Annotated in this window: 20 protein-coding genes and 2 pseudogenes; 10 read left to right on the forward strand and 12 right to left on the reverse strand. The window is 71.2% G+C overall.

The window, feature by feature from the left end; translation table 11 throughout:
- Nucleotides 1-221: 221 nt before the first annotated feature.
- Nucleotides 222-2,081, reverse strand: coding sequence for an NHL domain-containing thioredoxin family protein (locus AC5P1B_RS07705; RefSeq protein ID WP_493885821.1), 1,860 nt, complete (start codon nt 2,079-2,081; stop codon nt 222-224).
- A gap of 64 nt (nt 2,082-2,145) precedes the next feature.
- On the opposite strand from AC5P1B_RS07705, the gene AC5P1B_RS07710 reads away from it, so the two are divergent.
- Complete coding sequence (locus tag AC5P1B_RS07710) at nt 2,146-2,679, forward strand: LURP-one-related/scramblase family protein (RefSeq protein ID WP_493885822.1); 534 nt, start codon at nt 2,146-2,148, stop codon at nt 2,677-2,679.
- A 74-nt stretch (nt 2,680-2,753) separates the two neighbouring features.
- Here AC5P1B_RS07710 and AC5P1B_RS07715 read toward each other — a convergent pair whose 3' ends face one another.
- The 3 genes from AC5P1B_RS07715 to AC5P1B_RS07725 all read right to left on the reverse strand — a co-directional run bounded on the left by AC5P1B_RS07715 (nt 2,754) and on the right by AC5P1B_RS07725 (nt 4,956).
- Complete coding sequence (locus AC5P1B_RS07715) at nt 2,754-3,191, reverse strand: DUF2752 domain-containing protein (protein ID WP_493885823.1); 438 nt, start codon at nt 3,189-3,191, stop codon at nt 2,754-2,756.
- The gene (locus AC5P1B_RS07720) at nt 3,163-3,663 is read right to left on the reverse strand and encodes a TM2 domain-containing protein (RefSeq protein ID WP_493885824.1); all 501 of its coding nucleotides are present in this window, start codon (nt 3,661-3,663) and stop codon (nt 3,163-3,165) included. Before AC5P1B_RS07720 ends, AC5P1B_RS07715 begins: the two co-directional genes overlap by 29 nt.
- Nucleotides 3,664-4,116: 453 nt before the next feature.
- A complete protein-coding gene (locus tag AC5P1B_RS07725; RefSeq protein ID WP_493885825.1) occupies nt 4,117-4,956 on the reverse strand; it encodes a carbon-nitrogen family hydrolase in 840 nt (279 codons plus the stop codon).
- A gap of 138 nt (nt 4,957-5,094) precedes the next feature.
- Here AC5P1B_RS07725 and AC5P1B_RS07730 point away from each other — a divergent pair, with 138 nt between their 5' ends.
- The gene (locus AC5P1B_RS07730; protein WP_493885826.1) at nt 5,095-5,916 is read left to right on the forward strand and encodes a maleylpyruvate isomerase family mycothiol-dependent enzyme; all 822 of its coding nucleotides are present in this window, start codon (nt 5,095-5,097) and stop codon (nt 5,914-5,916) included.
- Nucleotides 5,917-5,965: 49 nt separating this feature from the next.
- On the opposite strand, the gene AC5P1B_RS07735 is transcribed toward AC5P1B_RS07730, so the two are convergent.
- From AC5P1B_RS07735 to AC5P1B_RS07745, 3 genes are all read right to left on the reverse strand, one after another.
- Entirely contained in the window at nt 5,966-7,288 is a 1,323-nt protein-coding gene (locus AC5P1B_RS07735; RefSeq protein WP_493885827.1) for an MFS transporter, read from the reverse strand.
- Nucleotides 7,285-7,980 carry a GntR family transcriptional regulator gene (locus AC5P1B_RS07740; RefSeq protein WP_493885828.1) on the reverse strand — a complete coding sequence of 232 codons (696 nt, stop codon included), beginning with the start codon at nt 7,978-7,980 and terminating at the stop codon, nt 7,285-7,287. The genes AC5P1B_RS07735 and AC5P1B_RS07740 overlap by 4 nt, the downstream gene beginning before the upstream one ends.
- A gap of 256 nt (nt 7,981-8,236) precedes the next feature.
- Nucleotides 8,237-9,625, reverse strand: a complete 1,389-nt coding sequence (locus AC5P1B_RS07745; protein WP_493885829.1) for a helix-turn-helix domain-containing protein — start codon at nt 9,623-9,625, stop codon at nt 8,237-8,239.
- Nucleotides 9,626-9,828: 203 nt separating this feature from the next.
- On the opposite strand from AC5P1B_RS07745, the gene AC5P1B_RS07750 reads away from it, so the two are divergent.
- From AC5P1B_RS07750 to AC5P1B_RS07760, 3 genes are all read left to right on the forward strand, one after another.
- Complete coding sequence (locus AC5P1B_RS07750; protein ID WP_493885830.1) at nt 9,829-10,074, forward strand: hypothetical protein; 246 nt, start codon at nt 9,829-9,831, stop codon at nt 10,072-10,074.
- A gap of 97 nt (nt 10,075-10,171) precedes the next feature.
- Nucleotides 10,172-10,516: an imine reductase family protein gene (locus tag AC5P1B_RS07755; protein ID WP_493885831.1), complete on the forward strand. Its 345-nt coding sequence runs from the start codon at nt 10,172-10,174 to the stop codon at nt 10,514-10,516.
- A gap of 56 nt (nt 10,517-10,572) precedes the next feature.
- Nucleotides 10,573-10,794 carry a hypothetical protein gene (locus AC5P1B_RS07760; protein ID WP_493885832.1) on the forward strand — a complete coding sequence of 74 codons (222 nt, stop codon included), beginning with the start codon at nt 10,573-10,575 and terminating at the stop codon, nt 10,792-10,794.
- Between the two features lie 28 nt (nt 10,795-10,822).
- On the opposite strand, the gene AC5P1B_RS07765 is transcribed toward AC5P1B_RS07760, so the two are convergent.
- Nucleotides 10,823-11,686 carry a (2Fe-2S)-binding protein gene (locus tag AC5P1B_RS07765; protein ID WP_493886180.1) on the reverse strand — a complete coding sequence of 288 codons (864 nt, stop codon included), beginning with the start codon at nt 11,684-11,686 and terminating at the stop codon, nt 10,823-10,825.
- A 68-nt stretch (nt 11,687-11,754) separates the two neighbouring features.
- Here AC5P1B_RS07765 and AC5P1B_RS07770 point away from each other — a divergent pair, with 68 nt between their 5' ends.
- On the forward strand, nt 11,755-12,006 hold the full coding sequence (locus AC5P1B_RS07770; protein WP_493885833.1) for a hypothetical protein: 252 nt from the start codon (nt 11,755-11,757) through the stop codon (nt 12,004-12,006).
- On the opposite strand, the gene AC5P1B_RS07775 is transcribed toward AC5P1B_RS07770, so the two are convergent.
- From AC5P1B_RS07775 to pdhA, 3 genes are read right to left on the reverse strand one after another with little or no spacing between them, the layout of a single operon-like run.
- Nucleotides 11,993-13,549 carry a dihydrolipoamide acetyltransferase family protein gene (locus tag AC5P1B_RS07775; RefSeq protein ID WP_493885834.1) on the reverse strand — a complete coding sequence of 519 codons (1,557 nt, stop codon included), beginning with the start codon at nt 13,547-13,549 and terminating at the stop codon, nt 11,993-11,995. The genes AC5P1B_RS07770 and AC5P1B_RS07775 overlap by 14 nt on opposite strands.
- Before the next feature lie 21 nt (nt 13,550-13,570).
- The gene (locus AC5P1B_RS07780; RefSeq protein WP_493885835.1) at nt 13,571-14,563 is read right to left on the reverse strand and encodes an alpha-ketoacid dehydrogenase subunit beta; all 993 of its coding nucleotides are present in this window, start codon (nt 14,561-14,563) and stop codon (nt 13,571-13,573) included.
- Nucleotide 14,564: 1 nt separating this feature from the next.
- Nucleotides 14,565-15,716, reverse strand: a complete 1,152-nt coding sequence (gene pdhA / locus AC5P1B_RS07785) for a pyruvate dehydrogenase (acetyl-transferring) E1 component subunit alpha (RefSeq protein WP_493885836.1) — start codon at nt 15,714-15,716, stop codon at nt 14,565-14,567.
- A gap of 373 nt (nt 15,717-16,089) precedes the next feature.
- Here pdhA and AC5P1B_RS07790 point away from each other — a divergent pair, with 373 nt between their 5' ends.
- The 4 genes and pseudogenes from AC5P1B_RS07790 to AC5P1B_RS07805 form a co-directional block, all read left to right on the forward strand.
- Nucleotides 16,090-16,749, forward strand: a complete 660-nt coding sequence (locus AC5P1B_RS07790; protein ID WP_493885837.1) for a response regulator — start codon at nt 16,090-16,092, stop codon at nt 16,747-16,749.
- Between the two features lie 438 nt (nt 16,750-17,187).
- Nucleotides 17,188-17,616, forward strand: a complete 429-nt coding sequence (locus tag AC5P1B_RS07795; protein WP_493885838.1) for a pyridoxamine 5'-phosphate oxidase family protein — start codon at nt 17,188-17,190, stop codon at nt 17,614-17,616.
- Nucleotides 17,617-17,631: 15 nt separating this feature from the next.
- Nucleotides 17,632-18,123, forward strand: a pseudogene (locus AC5P1B_RS07800) (phosphotransferase); the annotation flags it as partial.
- 525 nt (nt 18,124-18,648) lie between these two features.
- A pseudogene (locus tag AC5P1B_RS07805) lies at nt 18,649-19,218 on the forward strand (phosphotransferase); the annotation flags it as partial.
- Nucleotides 19,219-19,451: 233 nt separating this feature from the next.
- Here AC5P1B_RS07805 and AC5P1B_RS07810 read toward each other — a convergent pair.
- Nucleotides 19,452-21,026 (reverse strand): protein kinase domain-containing protein, encoded by a 1,575-nt coding sequence (locus tag AC5P1B_RS07810; protein ID WP_493885839.1) that lies wholly within the window; start codon nt 21,024-21,026, stop codon nt 19,452-19,454.
- Nucleotides 21,027-21,298: the final 272 nt, after the last annotated feature.

Genomic DNA, 21,298 nt, shown 5'->3' on the forward strand with positions numbered 1-21,298 from the left:
CAATCATCACCGCGGACACACCGCGCTGAAAGGCCAACCACCCGCCAGCCGCGTCCCCAACCTCACGGGTCAGTACAGCTAGTGCCTGATCTGTCCCGCCCGTGCGTGATGCTCCCCCATGGCGCGCGGTCGGGGCTGCTTGGTTGTCCCGGGGCTCGTCCTCGCGGACCGGCTCGGCGGACTCGGCAACGTACGTCCCTCGCTGCTCCAGAAGGAAACAGCTAACCCGCGTCGAGTCCGGCGAGCACCAGCGGCAGCCGGTCGGCGCCACCGTCGGTGACCACGACCGGCACGCCCCAGTCCTGCTGGTGGACGTGGCAGGCCGGGTACTCGATCTCCGGGTCGTCGTCGCAGGAGGCGGCCATCGCCGACACGTGCAGCACGCCCTCGCGCACGCCGTCGGCGAGCAGCAGCTCCCGGTTCAGGTCGGTCCCCGCGCCGTCACCGGCCGCCAGCAGCTCCGGCGGCGTCGAGCTGACGAGCAGCCGCGTCGAGGGGCCGTATCGGGTGTCGAGCTTCTGGCCGCTGGGCGCCTGGAACACCACGTCGAGACGGAGCTTGCCGGGGGCGACCTCGGTGGCCGCCCGTCGCGTGCGGTGCGCGACGGACTCGACCCGCACCGCCTCCTCGGGCAGCCGCAGCCGGGTCAGCCGGTGCCGGGCGGACTCCACGACCACGATGTCGTCCCCCGCGAGCACCGCCCCGGAGGGCTCCCGCAGATCGGTGGCCAGGGTGGAGACCTCGCCGGACGCCGGGTCGTAGCGGCGCAGCGCGTGGTTGTACGTGTCGCAGACGGCGACCGAGCCGTCAGGCAGTGCCGTCACACCCAACGGATGCTGGAGCAGGGCCTGACCGGCGGGACCGTCACGGTGCCCGAAGTCGAAGAGGCCCGTGCCGACGGCCGTGCGGACGACGAAGGCACCGGCGTGGCCGGGGTCCCGCTCGACGAAGCGCAGGGCGGAGGTCTCCGAGTCGGCGACCCACAGCCGGTCCCCGTCGTGCGCGACCGCGAGCCCGGACGGCTGCGCGAACCACGCCTCGGCGGCCGGGCCGTCCACCAGGCCCTCGTTGGTCGTGCCCGCGGCGACCTGGACGGTGCCCGTCGCCGGGTCGTACGTCCACAGCTGGTGGACACCGGCCATCGCGATCCACAGCCGGTCGGCGAACCACGCCACGTCCCACGGCGAGGAGAGGGCCACCTCGGACGCCGGGCCCGAGGTCGGCGCGCCCTGCCACCACTGGCTGCCGGTGCCCGCGAGGGTCTCGACGGCGCCCGTCGCCGGGTCGTACGTCCGCAGCGCGTGGTTCACGGTGTCGGCGACGACAATCCGCCCGCCGAGGCCGCCCGCGGCCTCCGGGAGCAGCGCGAGCCCCTGCGGTTCGTTGAACCGGGCCGTCTCTGTGTCTCCATCGGTCCCATCGGCCAGTCCGCGCTCGCCGGTCCCGATCCGCCGTACGACCGTCTCCCCGTCCGGCTCCAGCTCGACGAGCGCGTGCCGCGTCGAGTCGGAGACGAGGAAGTTCCCGGTGGGCAGCGACAGGGCCTTGCCGGGGAAGCGCAGGTCGGTGGCGACGGGCTCCGGCTCCACGTACGGTCCCGCACCGCGCCGCAGGGTGCCCTTCGCCTCGTGGGTGGCCTCCAGTTCGGCCACGAGCCTGGCGATGGCGTGCGCGTGGCCCTCACCCGCGTGCTGGGCGACGACGTAGCCCTCGGGGTCGATCACGACGAGCGTGGGCCAGGCCCGCACGGCGTACTGCTTCCAGGTCGCCAGCTCGGGATCGTCCAGCACGGGATGGCGCACCTCGTACCGCTCGACCGCGTCCACCACCGCCTGGTGCTCAGCCTCGTGGACGAACTTCGGGGAGTGCACGCCCACGATGACGAGCGTGTCCCTGTGCTGCTCCTCCAGCTCGCGCAGCTCGTCCAGGACGTGCAGGCAGTTCACACAGCAGAACGTCCAAAAATCCAAGATGACAATACGTCCTCGCAGGTCAGCGAGGGTGAGGTCAGTTCCGCCTGTGTTCAGCCAGCCGCCCGCACCGATGAGTTCGGGGGCCCGGACGCGCGCACGTGAAGCCATGACCCCATCAAACATCACCCACCCCCGTACGCATTCCCCCGGGCCTGCCGGGAACTCCGAGAGCATGAGATACCGAGTGCGAGAGCGTGTGTTCGCCATCGGCGACGACTACTGGATCGAGGACGAGAACGGCGACCGCGCCTTTCTCGTGGACGGCAAGGCGCTGCGGCTGCGGGAGACCTTCGAGTTGTGCGACCCGGGTGGCGCGGTGCTCGCCGTCATACGGAAGAAGCTGCTCAGCCTTCGCGACACGATGGAGATCGAGCGCGGCGGCGAGGTGCTGGCGACGGTCAAGAAGAAGAGGTTCACGCCGCTGCGCGACCACTACCGCGTCGAGCTGTCGGACGGCACCGAGCTGGAGGTGTCGGGCGACATCCTCGACAAGGAGTACGGCGTCGAGTACGGGGGCGAGCTGCTGGCGCACATCTCGCGCAAGTGGTTCCGGATGCGTGACACGTACTCCGTCAACGTCGTGCGGGAGGACGCGGACGCCGCGCTGCTGATCTCCGTCGCCGTGTGCGTGGACCGGCTCGCCGAACACGAGCGGGACAAGGAAGAGGAGAAGCGCGCGACGGAACGCGCGAAGGAAGAGGACTGAGAGCCCGGTGGAATGCGTACGGGGAGCCCGAGGGGCCTGGGGCTCTGAGGGGCCGGCCGCGGCGTCTGCCCGGCTCAGCCGATGACGTTGCGCGCGGCCATCCAGGTCACCGCCGTGCCCAGGACGGCGGCCGTCCCGCGCCGTCCGAGCGCGGGCCGGAAACGGCGGCCGCGCAACCCGGCGAGCAGCCAGCGCGCGAGGTAGTACGCCGCGAGCGGCAGCCCGAGGACCAGCAGAGCCGCGTTGTCGTGGAACGCTCCGGGGAGGTCGCCGTGCAGCAGGTCGTACGCCATGCGGGTGCCGCCGCAGGCGGGGCAGAGCAGCCCGGTCGCCCAGTTGACCGGGCAGCGGGGCAGCGGGTGGCCGGGCTCGTGGGGGTTGGTGCCCCAGAGATAGACGGCCCCGGCCACCCCGGCCGCCAGCGCCGCGAGTGGCGCCGTGGCCGGGTGGGTGACCGCGCGGAGAACCCCGGAGCGGAGCTTGTCAGCCACGCAGGACGCGGCCTTGCGCATCGGTCTTGCCGTCCCCGGCAAGCAGCATGATGCCGTCGATGAGGGCCCATATACCCAGGCCACCGCAGGTGAACAGCTGCCCGAGGGCCATGCCGGTGTGGCCGGTGTAGAAGCGGCCGATACCCAGGCCGCCGAGGAACAGCTGGAGGACGCCCGCGACGATCTTGGACTTGTCCGAGTAGGGGCGGCCGTACGGGTCGTAGCCGAACGGGGCGCTGGGGTCGGGGGGCCCGAACGGCGCGCCGGGGGCGACCATGCCGGGCTGCGCGTAGCCGTAACCGGGCTGACCGGGGGCGCCCTGCTGCGGGTAGCCGTAACCGGGCTGGCCAGGGACACCGCCTTGCGGGTGGCCGTAGCCGGGCTGGCCCTGCGCAGGCCCGTAGGGGTTCGGGCCGGGCTGGCCCTGCGGAGCGCCGTACGGGTTCTGGTCGGGCTGGCCTTGCGGAGCGCCGTACGGGTTCTGGTTCGACATGGCTGCGACCCCCGGGGGTTGGTCCTCATGGGTGGGTGGAACAGCGCGCCCGAGCGGTGGGCCACGCTGCGGCCATCCTGCCAGCCGTTCCCGGCCCGCTGCGGCGGTGTGGCCCACGGGCCGCCCCCTCTACCCGCCCGCGGCCCGGTCTCTCCACAGGATGTCCACAAGGCCAGGGCCCAGGGGAAGCAGCCCTGGGACAGCGAAGGCGTGTGCCCCGTCAGGGACGCGGGGAACTGCGCGACCAGCCACGACGCACCCGCACTCCGCGGCACACGGACACGGGCCCCCCGCTCCCCGCTCGCCCATCCGCACGATCCGCCGGACACGGCCTGGCTCCGGCCCGTCACGGTCCGGTCGCGAGAAACCTGCCGCACCGGTACGGAATCGAGAGCTCTCGCCGGCTGGGCCACCTCGGCCACGCCGCCACCGGCACTACGGGCACCACCGCGGTCAGCGGCGCGGAACCGGCAGGCCGAGGAGCCGGTCCCGCAGCGCGGGGAACTCCGCGCGGGTATTCGCCACCCGGTCCAGGTCGAGATCGACGGTCAGTACCTCTTCGCCGGAGCCCGCCTCGGCCAGCACCTCGCCCCATGGGTCGACCACGAGGCTGTGCCCGGCCTGCTCGACGCCCGCGTGTGTTCCGGCCGTACCGCACGCCAGCACGTACGCCTGGTTCTCCACGGCGCGGGCGCGGGCCAGCAGCGTCCAGTGCTCGCGCCGCCGCTCGGGCCAGCCCGCCGACACCACGAGCAGCTGCGCTCCCGCGTCCACCAGCAGCCGGAACAGCTCGGGGAAGCGCAGGTCGTAGCAGGTCGTCAGGCCGATGGTGGCGGCCGGGAGCCGCGCGGTCACGGGCTTGTCGCCCGCGCTCATCATGACGGCCTCGCCCTTGTCGAAGCCGAAGCGGTGGATCTTCCGGTAGCTGCGGACGAGTTCGCCGTCGGGGCTGAAGAGGAGGGTCGTGTTGTACAGCGCCTCGTCCGCCGCGCCGGAGGGGTCCGCGGCACCGGCGGCGGAGGGTGCCCGCTCCACGATGGAGCCCGCGTGCAGCCAGACGCCGGTCTCGCGCGCGACGACGGACATGGCGGCGGCCGTCGGTCCGTTCAGCGGTTCCGCCTCGGCGGCGAACGACTCGTAGGCGAAGGCGCCCACGGGCCAGAGTTCGGGGAGCACGATGAAGTCGGCGCCGGTCTGCCGCTGGGTGTCGCGTACGAGCGAGACGACGCGCTTACGGCGTGAATCGACCGGCTCGTCCAGGTCCACACCGATCTGGATCAGGGAAGCGCGCACATTACCACCGCTCTCGACTGTCGAGCTGTCCAACCGGGCCTACGATCAGTCTGGAAAGCACTGCCGGGGTGCCCGTGCGCAGCGTAACTTAACTGCACAACAGCACCCAGCCCGCGTACGAACCGCCCGAGGGGTCCCGTGACCGTCCATCCAAGTCTTCAGCCTGCCATCGACGCCTGGACCCACTCCATCGAAGCGATATCCGAGTTGGTGACACCGCTCGTCGAGGGGGAGTGGAACCGGGCCACCGAGTGCCCGGGATGGTCGGTGCGTGATGTCGTCTCACACGTCATCGGCTTCGAGTGTGAACTGCTGGGCGACCCACGCCCGATCCACAGTCTGCCGCGTGATCTCTACCACGTCACCAGCGAGTTCGCCCGGTACGTGGAGGTGCAGGTCGATGTGCGGCGCTGCCACACCGCTCCGGAGATGACGTCCGAGCTGGAGTACACGATCATCCGCCGCTCCCGTCAGCTGCGGAACGAGCACCGCGACCCGGAGACGGTGGTGCGCGGCCCGCTCGGCGAGCACTCGCTGTACGACACCCTGATGACCCGGGTCCTCGACGTGTGGGTGCACGAGCAGGACCTGCGCCGGGCACTGGGCAAGCCGGGCAACCTCGACTCGCCGGGCGCGGCCATCACCCGCGACCGGCTCCTTCAGGGGCTTCCGAAGGTGGTGGCCAAGAAGGCGGGCGCGCCCGCCAATTCGGCCGTGGTCTTCGATGTGAGCGGGCAGCTGGAGTTCATGCGCACGGTCAGGGTCGACGCGGAGGGCAACGGCACCCTCGACGCGAGCGTGTCCCTGGGCCCGGCCGCCACGCTCAGCATGGACTGGGAGACGTATCTGCGACTGGCGACGGGGCGCGTCCGGCCGGACACGGTCGCCGCGCAGGTGAAGATCGACGGTGACGCCGCGCTCGCCAAGGCGATCCTGGCGAGGTTCTCGGTCACACCGTAGGGCGCGCGCGGGCGGATGTCCTGCGGGCCCGTCACACGGGGACGTGCCCTTACGCCGGGACGTGCACCGCTTCCACCCGGCTCGCGACCACGCGTTCGCGCTCCCGCCGGTGGGCCTGGCCGCGCAGCCGCAGCACCTGCGAGAGGCCGACCGCCTGGAGGAAGAAGACCGAGGCGAAGGCGATCCGGTAGTTGTCGCCGGTGGCGTCCAGCAGCACGCCGATGGCCAGCAGGGTGACCATCGAGGCCGTGAAGCCGCCCATGTTGACGATTCCCGAGGCCGTGCCGAGGCGCTCCGGCGGGTTCGCGGGTCTGGCGAAGTCGAAGCCGATCATCGACGCCGGGCCGCACGCCCCGAGCACGACGCACAGGGCGATCAGCAGCGGCACCGGGGCGTGGTCGCCCGGCCAGCCGAGCACGCTCGCCCACAGCAGGGCGGTGGCGGCGACGGTGCCGAGCGCGATGGGCGCGCGTGCCGCGTGGTGCCGGGCGATGACCTGGCCGTAGACGAGGCCGACCGCCATGTTGGAGAGCACCACCAGGGTCAGCAGCTCCCCGGCCTCCGCCCGGGACAGGCCCTGCGCCTCCACGAGGAACGGCATGCCCCACAGCAGCAGGAAGACCATCGCGGGGAACTGCGTGGTGAAGTGCACCCACATGCCGAGGCGGGTGCCGGGCTCCTGCCAGGCCGCGGCGATCTGCTTGCGGACGAAGCCGTTGCCGACATGCGGGTGCGGCTCCGGCTCGTGCCCCTCCGGGTGGTCGCGCAGGAACAGCAGCACCAGGACGAGGACGGTCACCCCGCCCACCGCGCTCCCGGCGAACGTCGCCGTCCAGCCGAGGTCGTGCAGCAGCCGGGCCAGCACCAGGGTGGAGACCAGGTTGCCCGCCATCCCGATCAGCGCGGCGACCTGCGCGATCATCGGGCCGCGGCGGGCGGGGAACCAGCGTGAGCCGAGCCGCAGCACGCTGATGAAGGTCATCGCGTCACCGCAGCCGAGCAGGGCGCGGGAGGCGAGTGCCATCCCGTACGAGTGGGACAGCGCGAAGCCGAACTGGCCGACGGTGAACAGCACGACACCGATCGCGAGGACGCGCTTGGTGCCGAGGCGGTCGACCATCAGGCCCACGGGTATCTGCATGCCCGCGTAGACGAGGAGCTGGAGGATGGAGAACGTGGACAGCGCCGACGCGTTGATGTGGAACCGCTCGGCCGCGTCGATCCCCGCGACACCGAGGCTCGTGCGGTACGTGATGGCGACGAAGTAGACGGCGACACCGAGCCCCCATACGGCGACGGCTCGCCGCCCGCCCGGTAGGTCGCCCGGCAGCTGGGCGGCGCCGCCCGCGCGCGGCGCGTCGGAGGCGCTCATCGGATGTCGCCCTGTGCCAGGTTCCGCACCCAGCTCACGTGCTGGTGGACGGCGGCCGCCGCCGCGTCGGCGTCGCCCGCGCGCAGCGCGTCCAGGATCTCGGCGTGCTCGGCGATGTTCTTGGCGATCCGGTCGGGGTGGGCGTGCATCACGGCGACGCCCATCCGCAGCTGGCGGTCGCGGAGCTGGTCGTAGAGCCGGGCCAGGATCTGGTTGCCCGCGCTGCGGACGATCTCGGCGTGGAAGCAGCGGTCGCTGACGGCCACGGCGGCCAGGTCCCCGTCGGCGGCTTGCCGCCGCTGCTGCTCCAGCAGCTCCTCAAGGCGGGCGATCAGCTCGGTACGGGCGGGCACGGCCTTGCGGGCGGCGTGCTCCTCGACCAGCAGCCGGGTCTCCACGACGTCGGTGATCTCCTGCGCGGAGACCGGGAGCACGAGGGCCCCTTTCTTCGGATAGAGCTTGATCAGCCCTTCGACCTCAAGACGGAGCAGCGCCTCGCGCACGGGGGTGCGGGAGACGCCGACGGCGTCGGCGAGGTCACCCTCGGTGAGCAGCGTGCCGCCCTCGTAACGGCGATCGAGCACGGCGTGCTTGATGTGGGCGTACACCCGCTCGGCGGCGGGCGGCGGCTTGACCGCGGCCGGGGCGGAAGGGGCGGGAGGAGTGGCCGGGACGGTGGGGACGGGAGCCATGCGCACAGGATAGATACAACAGGTATGCGTGCGAAGACCCCGTCCGGGATGCGGACGGGATGCGGACGGGGGCGGATGGGGACAGCGGTGACCACGGGTGCCGGACGGCACCGGGGCACGAGCCGGGGAGGGAGCGACCCGCGCAGCCGCTGCCGGCCTCGGGCGACGCGAGTGGCTCGGGCGACGCAGGTGGCTCGTTCCTTCACCGGCCGAGTGCCCTCAGTGAGGACGGGTGCTTCGACCGTGGGTCGGTCGGTCAGGCGAGGGCGCCGACGCGGTGCGCGAACGCGCGTACGCCAGGGAGGGTGCGATCGTGCCGGGTAAGCCCGGCGGCCATCGTCCGGACCGCGTCGCGGCGGACTTCCTGCGGTGCCGCGTGCTCGGCGGCGAGCAGAGCGCGGTAGCAGCGGTCGGGCTTGGCCCACTGGTCGAAGGCGCGGGCGACGTCGATCCAGTACCGGGCCTGGCGTTCGTTGGTGGGCAGGGCGGCGGCGTCGATGCGGCGGGCGTGCTCGATGGCCTGGCCCGCGTCGCCGAGCAGGTGGCTGATCGAGATCTGGTGGAGAAGTACCTGGCTGGGTCCGAAGGTGGTACCGCGCAGCAGCGCGTCGTGGCCCAGTTGCCCGGCGGTGGCCTCCGCCTCGCTGATGAGGGCCTGCGCGGTGTCCCGGTCGCCTTGCTTCGCTGCGGTGTAGGCGGCGGTGGCATACAGATTGCCCTGGACGGACAGTCGTTCGGTTACGTCGGTGGTGCGGTCGGTGGACAGGTGCTGGGCGGCGGTGACGGCGACGTCCGTGGCCCGGGCGTAGTGGCCCTGGCGGCGCCACGCGGACGAGACCATGCGGTGGGCCTCGGCGACGGTGAGCGCGTCCGCGCCACCGAGTGCCGCGGTGAGGGCACGGTCGGCGGTGACGGCCGCCAGGCCGTCTTCCCCGAGCTTGATGCACAGCCGCGTTGCGGTGGTGTAGAGATCGGCGATGGCGGTCACCGCCTGGTCCGGCTGGCCGTTGGCGCCGAGGGCCTGGGCATGCGCGATCCGGGTCGGGAGGGCGCGGGCGAGGGTGTCGTAGCGGCAGGCGCTGAAGTCCTGTCGGGAGGCGTCCACCGCCGCGGCGACGGTGGACGGGGTGGGATCGGGGCCGAGGACCTGGCCATGCTGCCGGTAGAGCAGGAGGTCTTCCAGGCCGGACAGGCTCGGCTTTGCCGGAGCGTGGGCGGCGGCTGGGGTTCCGAAGACCGCGCTGGTAGTGGTTCCGGCCAGGGTGGCCAGGAGTTCGCGGCGTCGCACCGGGTCGTCCCCCTCTTCGCCGAACAGGACATGCCTGCCCAGCGTAGTGGCGCTTGGCAGGCGTTGACCGGTGACCTGGTGCGGTGTTGCCCTCTGGGGTCGCGTCGCGAGGCCGAGCAGGTGTGGCGGGATGTCCAGGCAGGTGGCGAGGCGCTGGAGCAGGAGCACATCGCGCATCGGCTGCTTGCCGCGTTCCATCCGGGACAGGGAGGCAGCGGTGTAGCCGACCTGCCTGCCGAGTTCGGTGAGCGTGATGTCGGCCGCGCGGCGGGCTATCCGGACGATGGTGCCGGCGTCGCTGCGGGCGAGAGCGTCACGCATGGCCGCCGAGTGCCAGATCGGATGGGTGCCGTCCACGACTCACCTCCTGCCGGGACTCATTGTCCCGGTCAAACCGCCTCCCGGCAGGAGAAGACGCAAGCCGTTTACACCGCGTGCAAACGGTGTGCGCGCCGACAGGCCGCACCTCCCGCCGCCGGGCGGACTGCGGTGTCCTCGACACCGAGGGGCGGCGCGTACGCAGAGCGGGCCGCCCGCGATCCCCCGGAGAGGTGAGCGAGATGAACGAGCAGGACCCGGCCGCCCAAGCTGTGTGGGCGTCGGTCACTCACGCGACGCCGCTGAAGCGGGACGCGACGTACGACCACCGCGCCCAGCAGGCCGCCCTGGGCATCGAGGCACACCACACCGACGGCCGAACCACGCAATCGGTACTGGTCCTGACACCGGACCAGGTAGAGCTGTACGCCATCCAGCTCGAACAGCTCATCGCCAAACGCGAGGAGGCCCGTCAGGCGGACCGGTGACACCGCACATCCCACCTCGACTTGGAGGCACTGTGCAAGACATCCACGTGAAGGAACTGGACGGCAAGACCGTGCTGGTCACCGCGCCAAGCTGGCGGTGCCGTGGATTCAGGCGATGGCGACCGTCCTGCCCGAGAGCTCGATGCTCATCGACAAGGCCGACTACACGACCGATGTGCAGAGCCTGGAGTTCAACAAGTCAGCCCTTGACCACATCATCCACGTCAGCGCCGACCAGGGCATCGGCACCGAGGTCCCGGCCGCCGTATGGGACCTCATGGAACGCAGATCGCCGAGGGCCATGGCGCGGACAGCCATACGCGGATGGTCGAGAGCGTCAAGCACCTGTGAAGCCGGTAAGGCCCACGCCGCCCTCCGGGTCACGTCACGTCTCGTCTCACCTCGCCCCGCCTCGCCGCTACGGGACAGCGGAAGCGCGTGACGGTGCGGGCGACAACCCTCTGTACTGCACCGGCCCTTGACTGGATAATGGGGAGCATGCTGCTGGTCGTACTGGGTTGCCTGTTCGCCGGGATCGTCGCCCTCGCCGTCGTCATCGAGCGGCGCACGCGACGGCGCGGGCGTAGCTTCCAGGACAGCGCCGCCATGTCCGGTGCGGTGCGGGCGACCCGCCGCGATGTGCGGGCCTGGTCGCACGGCTCGGCGGGCCACAGTGGCGAGGACACGTCCTGGATGAAGCCGACCAAGCCGGCCAAGTAGCAGGCCGCCCCGGCCGGTGCCGGGAATTTCACTCCTCGAACTCCTCGAAACGCCGGACCCGCTCCGCGTCGCCCGTGCGCGGGCAGGCCGCGCACGCTTCCGCGGGCCGGATGGCGTAGTAGAGGCAGCAGCCGACGCGGGTGCGCGTCAGGTACGTGCGGCCGCCGGTCCCGGTCAGCCGCCGGAAGTCCGCGCCGCCGGGGAAGGGCGCCACGGCGTGCGGAAGGAGCGCTTCCGCTCGGCGTACCGCCCACTCCTCCGCGTCCTGCGCGCGCCCCAGGGACCAGATGCCGGAGACGAGGTCGTCGCCCACCATCCCCCACAGCGCCCGCGGTCCGCGCCGGAACTGCGGGGCGATCGCGGCGAGCAGCGGCCGTACGAGATCGACGACGGCCGTGCGCAGCGCCGTGTCCAGCGCCTCCTCGTCGGCGACCACCCGCGCGCCCGGCAGCGACGCGGCGGGGTCGTCCGGCAGACAGCTGAAGCCGCCGGGGGAGACCTCGTGGAGGTCACCGGCCAGGTCGGCGCGTACGTCGCGAGGGCTGAGCGCGGGAACCCGGTTGTCGAGGTACCACGGACCGCTGAGCAGCAGCGATACGGACCAGAGAGAGCTGTGCAGGGCGCGGGCCGCGACGACGTGCCGGGGCGGGACGAATCCGTGCGCGTCCTCGATGCGGGCCGCTTCGACGTCGAGGAACGCGTTCAGCAACTCCGGCTGGGTGGCGAGCTGTTCGACGTCGTAGCGCGGCTCCGCCGGTTCCGCCCCGCCCGGCCATCGGATGTCCAGACGCAGCGGCTCGCAGAGCGCGGTGAGCCGCTCATAGCTGTCGGCGAGCAGATCCGCGCAGGTCGTGACGGGCGCGGTACGCGGGCAGGCCGGGGCAAGGGCCAGGGTCATCAGCGATTCCTCAGCACCAATTAGAAGCAAGGCTAGGCTTACCTTACTCACATGGAAGCGCGGTGCTGATCACGGGTGTTCACGAGGTGGACGACGTGGACGAGGCGGACGAGGCGGACGAGGCGGACGAGGCGGACGACGTCGACAAGGTGAACGACGCGGAAGCGACGCGGGCTTGCCCCGGCCCCCACCCCCGGCTCCCGGACGGGCCCCCGGACGGGCCCCCGGACGGGCCCCCGGACGCGAAAGTGCCGGACAGGCTGACTTCCAGCCTGTCCGGCACTTCAGGGAGAGACGAACTTACGCCCAGGTGATCAGCCGCTTGCCCGGGTTCTCCAGAATCGCCGCGATGTCGGCGATGACCTTCGAGCCCAACTCCCCGTCCACCAGCCGGTGGTCGAAGGACAGCGCGAGAGTCGTCACCTGACGAGGCTTCACCTTGCCCTTGTGCACCCATGGCTGGGGCTTGATCGCTCCGACCGCGAGAATCGCGGACTCCCCCGGGTTGAGAATGGGGGTCCCGGTGTCCACGCCGAAGACGCCGATGTTGGTGATGGTGACCGTGCCGCCCGACATCGCCGCCGGAGTGGTCTTGCCCTCGCGTGCGGTGGTGACCAGATCGGCGAGCGAGTTGGCCAGCTCCGGCAGGGTCTTGCGGCCCGCGTCCTTGATATTCGGCACGATCAGGCCGCGCGGGGTGGCCGCGGCGATGCCCAGGTTCACATAGTCCTTGAGGACGATCTCCTGGTTCGCCTCGTCCCAGGTCGCGTTGATCTCTGGGTTCCGCTTGATGGCCAGCAGGAACGCCTTGGCGACCAGCAGCAGCGGGTTGATCCGCACACCGGCCAGCTCCGGGTCCTGCTTCAGCTCCTGCACGAGCTTCATCGTGCGGGTGACGTCCAGCGTGATGAACTCGGTGACGTGCGGCGCCGTGAAGGCGCTGGTGACCATCGCCTGCGCGGTGGCCTTCCGTACGCCCTTGATCGGCACCCGCGTCTCGCCACCGGCGGCGACGGCCTGCGGCGCGCCCTCACCGGCGCCGACGGGCACGGCAGGCGCTGCCGGGGCAGCTGCCCCGGCCTCCTCCGGCAGGCCCGGCGCGGCACCGGACGCCGTCGCACTGGCCGCCGCGTACACGTCCTCGCGGGTGATGACCCCGCCCGCACCGGACGGCGCGACGGCCGCCAGGTCGATGCCGAGGTCCTTGGCCAGCTTGCGCACCGGCGGCTTGGCGAGCGGGCGCGGCCCACCGGCGGGCACCGAAGGCGCGGGAACCGCCGGAGCGGAAACGGGAGCCGCCGGGGCCGAAGCCGGTGCGGCGGCGGTGCCGTGCCCGTTCAGTTCCGCCTGGACGGCGGCGGCCACGGACGGGCCCTGGCCGGACGCCTCCTGGCCGGGCTGCGGCTTGCGCGCGCGGCGCTTGGTGGAGGACGGCGCCGCCCCGTACCCGACGAGCACGGCCTGGCGGCCCTGCTGCTCGGGCTCGGCGGGCTCCTCGGCCTTGGGCGGGGTAGCCGCCTCGGCAGCCGCCTCCTGGGCCGGTGCCGGTTCGGCCGGGCCCGCGCCCGGCTGGGTGTCCACGGAGATGATCGTGGTGCCCACGTCCACCGTCACGCCCTCGCCGAAGCGCAGCTCGTGCACCACACCGTCGAAGGGGATGGGGAGTTCGACGGCCGCCTTGGCGGTCTCGACCTCGCAGACCACCTGCCCGTCGGTGACCGTGTCACCGGGCTGGACGTACCACTTGAGGATTTCCGCCTCGGTCAGTCCCTCGCCGACATCCGGCATCTTGAACTCACGGAAGCGCTGCACATCAGGGGCGCCGGGATTGGTCCCCCGGGAAGATGCTGTCGTCATCGTCACTGCTCCTCAAGCCCTTCAGTACGCCAACGCGCGGTCAACGGCGTCGAGCACCCGGTCAAGACCCGGAAGGTACTCGTCCTCAAGCCGCGACGGCGGATACGGGGCGTGATAACCACCAACGCGCAGCACCGGGGCCTCCAGGTGGTAGAAGCACCGCTCGGTGATGCGCGCGGCGATCTCCGCACCCGTGCCGAGGAAGACGGGCGCCTCGTGCACCACGACCAGCCTGCGCGTCTTCTCCACCGACCGCTGGACAGTGTCGAAATCGATAGGGGACATCGACCGCAGGTCGAGAACCTCGACCGACTTGCCCTCTTCGGCGGCGGCCGCCGCCGCGTCGCGGCAGACCTTCACCATCGGCCCGTACGCCGCGAGCGTCAGATCGGTGCCGGGCACCTCGACGCGCGCCGTGTGCAGCGGCCCGGGGATGAGGGCGGTGTCCACCTCGGAACGGTCGTGGTAACGGCGCTTGGGCTCGAAATAGATCACCGGGTCATCGCTGGCGATGGCCTGCTGCATCATCCAGTACGCGTCGGAAGCATTCGAAGGCGATACGCACTTCAGGCCCGCCACATGCGCGAACAGGGCCTCGGGCGACTCGCTGTGGTGCTCGACAGCGCCGATGCCGCCGCCGTAGGGGATGCGGATGACAACGGGCATTTTGATCTTGCCGAGCGCCCGTGCGTGCATCTTGGCGAGCTGCGTGACGATCTGGTCGTACGCGGGGAAGACGAAGCCGTCGAACTGGATCTCCACCACCGGGCGGTACCCGCGCAGGGCGAGGCCGATGGCGGTGCCGACGATGCCGGACTCGGCGAGCGGGGTGTCGATGACCCGGTCCTCGCCGAAGTCCTTCTGCAGGCCGTCGGTGACCCGGAAGACGCCGCCGAGCTTGCCGACGTCCTCGCCCATGATGAGGACCTTGGAGTCGGTCTCCAGGGACTTGCGCAAAGAGGCGTTGATCGCCTTGGAGAGCGACAGCTTCTCCGTAGTCGTGCTGCCAGCCATGTCAGTGACCCTCCTCGGCGAACGATGCCTGGTAAGCGGCGAACTGCGCCCGCTCCTCGTCGACGAGCGCGTGGCCGTCGGCGTAGACGTGCTCGAACATCGCCATGTCGTCGGGGTCGGGCATGGAGCGCACGGCGTCGCGCACCCGCTTGGCGAGCGCGTCGGACTCCGTCTCAAGCTCGGCGAAGAACGCCTCGTCAGCGATGCCCTCGGCGGTGAGGTAGGTCTTCATCCGCAGAATCGGGTCCTTGGCCTCCCACAGCTCGCGCTCCTCGTCCGCGCGGTACTTCGTCGGGTCGTCGGAGGTGGTGTGGGCACCCATCCGGTACGTGTACGCCTCGACCAGCATCGGGCCCTGGCCCGTGCGCGCCCGCTCCAGGGCTGCCCGGGTCACGGCGAGGCAGGCGAGCACGTCGTTGCCGTCCACGCGGACGCCGGGGAAGCCGTACCCCTGAGCGCGCTGGTAGAGCGGCACGCGGCTCTGCCGCTCGGTGGGCTCGGAGATCGCCCACTGGTTGTTCTGACAGAAGAACACGACCGGCGCGTTGTACACCGCGGAGAAGGTGAAAGCCTCCGCGACGTCGCCCTGGCTGGAGGCACCGTCACCGAAGTACGCGATCACGGCCGAGTCGGCGCCGTCCTTGGCCACGCCCATCGCGTAGCCGGTGGCGTGCAGCGTCTGCGAGCCGATGACGATCGTGTACAGGTGGAAGTTGTTGACGCTCGGGTCCCAGCCACCGTTGTTCACACCGCGGAACATGCCGAGCAGGTTCGTCGGGTCGACGTCCCTGCACCAGGCCACGCCGTGCTCGCGGTAGGTGGGAAAGACGTAGTCGTCGTCGCGCAGCGCCCGGCCGGAGCCGATCTGGGCGGCCTCCTGGCCGAGCAGCGAGGCCCACAGGCCCAGCTCGCCCTGCCGCTGCAGGGTGGTGGCCTCGGCGTCGAAGCGACGCGTCAGCACCATGTCCCGGTACAGGCCGCGCAGCTCGTCGGGGGTCAGGTCGATGGAGTAGTCGGGATGCTCGACCCGCTCGCCCTCGGGCGTCAGCAGCTGTACGAGCTGGGGTTGGTCAGCCGTCGGCTGACTGGCCCTGGTGCGCTTGGTGCTGCTGCTGCGGCGCGGTTTGCGCGCGGCAGTGCTGTCCACGGTCACGTGTGCTCCTCCGTCTGTCCGGCCTCCGGGGTCCGCCGGCGGCTGGTGGTCCTCCGGCCAAGGCCAGGAGGGCGGCTCCGCTCGGCCAGCGACTGACGCACGGGGTGGGTGCGCCAATGCCCGACCGGGCGTGACAGGTGCCCCGGCGGGTGGCCCGCAAAACTCACGTTACCCAGTGCTCCGCATCTCTGCGAAACCCCTCTGACCTGCGATTTTGCTTGGATTTCCAAGTAAATCGAGAAAGCGGGGAAACAATCACTGGTCACAGCCTTGCGGGCGTCCCTCTGCCTTCGGCGGAGGGACCCCTCGGAACAACCGCACGTTATCCCGGAGGGCAAGAGCACGGGAAGACTTCTTGTGTGAGACTGGGGCCGTGCCCGAAGAAGGAAAAATCACCGTATTTCTACTTGATGACCACGAAGTCGTCCGCCGGGGCGTGCATGAACTTCTCGCGTCGGAGGACAACATCGAGGTCGTCGGTGAAGCGGGTACGGCCGCTGACGCACTGGCCCGCATCCCTGCCACCAGGCCGGATGTCGCCGTGCTCGACGTACGCCTGCCCGACGGGAGCGGCGTCGAGGTGTGCCGCGAGATCCGCTCCAGGGACGAGCGCATCAAATGCCTGATGCTGACGTCGTTCGCTGACGACGAAGCCCTGTTCGACGCGATCATGGCCGGTGCGTCCGGTTATGTCCTCAAAGCCATCCGTGGCAATGAACTGCTATCGGCGGTCCGCGATGTGGCCGCGGGCAAGTCACTGCTCGATCCGGTCGCCACAGCGCGCGTCCTGGAACGGCTCCGCGACGGAAACACTCCCAAGGGTGACGAGCGACTCGCCAAACTCACCGAACAGGAACGCCGAATTCTGGATCTGATCGGCGAGGGCATGACCAACCGCGCCATCGGCGAGCAGCTTCATCTCGCGGAAAAGACGATCAAGAATTACGTCTCCAGCCTGCTGTCGAAACTCGGCATGGAACGCCGCTCCCAGGCGGCCGCGTATGTGGCCCGCCTCCAGGCGGAGAAACCGTAGGCACGCGAGAGCCGGGCGTCAGCGGGCGTCAGCGGGCGTCAGCATGCACCAGCACGCGAGCGGCGGCCCGGAACAGAGACGCCCCATCCGACCGCCTGCCGACTTCCCCTCCCTCCCGCCCCATCCCTGAGCCAAAGCCCTGAACAGGGACATCGGCACAGGCGGCATCCGCACAGGGGCATCGGCACAGGGGGACATCCGCACAGGGGCATCTGGCCAGGGGCATTCGGCAAAAGAGGGAAGCCTGTCAGCCGGGTGGCCCACACCGTTAGCCCGTTCGGGTGTCGCTTCCCGCCGCACACCCGGTACCCGCACCGCCGCTACCGCCCTCCCGCCTGGGCCGGTTCGCCCGACAGCGCCCCAATCGGGACCAACGTCCTGGAAATCCGGGGCGGCTGCCTCTAGGGCACGCGGGCGGAAGCGGGCACGGTTAAGGACATGCCCTCCGAAACGCCCGCGGACGACATCCACGCGATCGAACTCCTCAGCCGCGCCCAGTACGGCAGGCTTTCGGTGAGCATGCGGGCGCTGCCCTTCGTCACCGTCGCCCGGCACATCGTCGTCGACGGCCACGCGCTGCTGCGCCTGCACCGCGGCCACGGCTACCATCGCGCCTGCGACGGCAGCGTGGTCGCCTACGGAGCCGACAACCTGGAGACCGACGAGGCCGAGGTCTGGTCGGTGCAGTTCATCGGCACCGCCCGGCTCTGCACGCCCTCCGAGGCGGAGCTGGCACTTTTCGGCGAGCCGCCGAGCACGGCCGACGGCGCGCCGTACGACCCGGCGTATTTGCGGATAGAGCCGCAGTTCGTCACCGTGCACCGACTTGAGGGTGTCCCTTCGCGTCGGATCGCGCACTCTGTGTGATCTAGCATCTGGCGCGTGCCGCGCTCACCTGTTACCTCCGTCGTCGCCGTTCAGCGTGTCCCCCACGACAGCGCCGCCACCCTCACCCCCGACGCGCTCAACGCCCTTCTACGGCGCTACGAGAGTCCCGGAGAGCCCCTTTCCTGCCAGCCGCTCACGCAGGGACTGCTGAACCGTGGCTACCGCCTCGCGACCACCCGGGGCCGCTACTTCCTCAAGCACCATCTCGACGGCGACCCCGCCGCCATCGCCCAGCAGCACCACGCGACGCTGCGGCTGGCCGCCCTCGGCCTGCCCGTCGCCCCACCGGTCACCGCGGCCGACGGCGGCACCGTCACCGTGCTCGGCGGCCGCTGCTACGCCCTGCACCCCTGGGTCGAAGGCAGACACCGGGACGGCGCCGAACTCACCGACGCCCAGTGCCGCACCCTCGGCGCGCTGCTCGGCCTCGTCCACACCTGCCTGGACCGGGTCATGACCGGCTCACCCACGCCCCCGCAAGCACCGTCAGCACCGTCAGCACCGAAAGCGCCGCAAGCACCCGCAGCGCTGTCAGCGCTGTCAGCGCGACCGGACGGCCGTCGGCCGGTGCGTCCGTCGTCGGTGCTGCCATCGTCAGTGCCGTCAGTGCCGTCAGTGCCGTCGTCGGTGCCGCCGTCGTTATCGCCCGTGTCCCTGTCGTCGCCGGCACCTGGGCAACGCCCGCCCGTGCCGCCGCCTCGCCGGGCGGTGGACGCGGCCTCGCTCGGCGCTCCTTTCGGCGCCCCCCGGCGGCCGGCAATCCCCGGCGCACGCCTCCCCGGTCAGGCCCGTCCTGGGCCCGGGCCCGCCACCTCTGTCCCTCCCCCCTCGTCTGCCCCCCTCCCCGTTCCTTTCTCCCGCGTCCTCTCCTCCCCCCGCTCCCTCTTTCCTCCGCCCGGCGGGGAAGGGTCGTTACCCCGCCTGCTCACAGCGCCCGCCCCGCGTACGGCGGAGAGCGACGCGGCAGGGGCACCACGCGTCGAGGCCACGAACGGAGTCGGAGTCGGAGCCGGGGCCGATCCCGCGCACACCTTCGCGCTCATCGATGACCTGGTTGCCCTCACCCGCGGCAGGCGCCCGCGCGACGCCTTCGACGAGCTCGCCGAACACCGCCTCAACGAGCGACGCGCCCTGCTCGAACGGCACGCCCACCGCCGCCCGACCGCGGCCGCCGTCCCGGCCTCCGGATGGGTGCACGGCGACTTCCACCCGCTGAACCTGCTGTACCGGGGTGCGGAGCCCGCCGCGATCGTGGACTGGGACCGGCTGGGCGTCCAGCCGCGCGCCGAGGAGGCGGTACGGGCCGCCGCGATCTTCTTCGTACGCCCCGGGGGGACCCTGGCGCTGACGAAGGTCCGCCCGTACGCGCGTGGCTACCGGGGGGCGACGGGCGCGAGCGCCCAGGAGCTGGCCGCCGCGGTGCACCGGGTGTGGTGGGAGCGGTTGAACGACTTCTGGATGCTGCGCTGGCGCTACCAGCGCGGTGACCACCGGGCCGACCCGCAGTTCCCGGCGGCGGCCGCCCTGGTGGTGTGGTGGACCAAGCACTACGAGGCGGTACGGGACGCCTTCTGCGACTAGGACGGGCGCCAAGGCCCGCAGCAGCAAGGCCGACCAGGCCGACGAACCAACAAGGCCCCAGGTGACCAGGTGGCCGAGCCCGCGCGAGGAACCCAGAGGACGCGCGCGGACGCGCACGGGCGCGTTGGCCGGGGCGGGTGACCGCCCCGTGCCCGCCTCAGCTCACCCGCCGCCGGGCACGCTCAGCCCGGCGCCTCCTGGGCACCCGTACTCGGCGTACCCAGGCACCTGGCTCACGCGCCGCCGTCGATGCCGCCGTCTTCGCCCGGCGGGTCAGTCACCGGGTCGGTGGGCGGGTCGGTCACCGGGTCGGTGGGCGGGTCGGTCGGCTTGCTGTCGTCCGTGGTGGGCGTGTCGGTGGGCTCGGTCGTCGGGTCGGTGGGCTCACCCGTCGGCTCCGTGCCGCCCGTCTCGGTCGGGGTGGTCGGCTGCGTCGGAGTCTCGGTCCAGTCACCCGTGTTGCCCGAGGTCCCACCGGGCAGCGTGGCCTCGGTCGTCGGAGCCTTCGTGGGCTCCTTCGTCGGCTCCTTGGACTTCGTGTGGGTTTTCGTGGGCGTCACCTTGTCGCCCGGCTGCTTCCCACCGTCCCCCTCGCCCGCCCGCAGGGCGAAGACCACGCCGACGCCGATGGCGATCAGCGCGAGGATCACGAACAGCCAGAGCTTGCCGCGTCCGTTCCTGTGCGGGCCATCGCCGTCGAAGCCGCCGTCGTCCCCGCCGTCCCGGCGGATCAGGACCGGCTGCTGCGAGGTGTCGCCGTGCCCGGGATGCGGCAGCGCGGCCGTGCCCGGCAGGCCCATGGCGGGCGTGGAGGCGCCGAGGTGGCTGACCGGGCCGGTGTTCCAGGTGCCGGTGTGGCCGCCCTCTTCGTGCAGCATCTGGAGCGCGTACTGCACGAGGCCGCGCATTTCCTCGGCGCTCTGGAACCGGTCGTCCGCGTCCTTCGCGAGCGAGCGCATCACGAGCCCGTCGAGCTCCGGCGGCACGGCGTCGGAAACCTCGGACGGCGGCACCGGGGTGTCCTGGACGTGCTGGTAGACCACCGACAGCGGGGTCTCGCCGGTGAAGGGCGGGCGCAGCGCGAGAAGTTCGTAGAGCAGACAGCCGGTGGCGTACAGGTCGGAGCGGTGGTCGACGGCCTTGCCGAGCGCCTGCTCGGGCGAGAGGTACTGCGGGGTGCCCATGACCATGCCGGTCTGCGTCATGGTGCTGGCCGCGCCGTGCAGCGCGCGGGCGATGCCGAAGTCCATGACCTTGACGGCGCCGCTGTTGGTGATGATGACGTTGGCGGGCTTGATGTCCCGGTGCACGATGCCGTGCTGGTGGCTGTAGGCGAGCGCTTCCAGCACCCCGGCGACGATGATCAGCGCCTGGTCGGGCGGCGGTGCCTCCGCGTTGAGCAGCAGCTCACGGATGGTGTGCCCCTCGACGAGCTCCATCACGATGTATGGGACGACGTTCTGCATGCCGCCGACGGCGCCGACGATGTCCTCGCCCGAGTCGTAGACGGCGACGACCGCGTGGTGGTTGAGCCCGGCCACCGACTGCGCCTCACGGGTGAAGCGCGCCTTGGATACGGGATCTTCCGCGAGGTCGGCGCGGAGCAGCTTGACCGCTACCGTGCGTCCGAGCCGGACGTCCTCAGCGGCGAAGACCTCGGCCATGCCACCGCGGCCGAGCTTGTGCGTGAGCCGGTACCGGCCGTCACCAATGACCCCACCGTTGCCCCAGAATTCCGGCGTATCGGACATTCCAACCCCGGTGGCGTCAGAATCGGAGGGCCCCTGAGCGCCCTGGGTCTGTGCCATCAGTCCTCGCCGTCGTTTCTGTCCACTCGCACGGGCTAGGGTTCCCCATGCCGCAGGCTAGGGGACGTACTTCCGTTAAGGCACGCTACAGGCTTCGCGCGGCGTACCGGTTCGTGATGGACCGGCCATCAAACCCGTTTTGGGCGGAGCGAGGCAAATCACGTGACGGCTTCTTGCGCATCCGGTCACGGAACGGGCACGCGGCTTGACGTGCTGACGGCCTCGGGCAAACTTGGCCGAGAAATAAGGATCACCGAGGTTCGATGAGCGAA

The organism is Streptomyces sp. A01 (assembly GCF_059026195.1).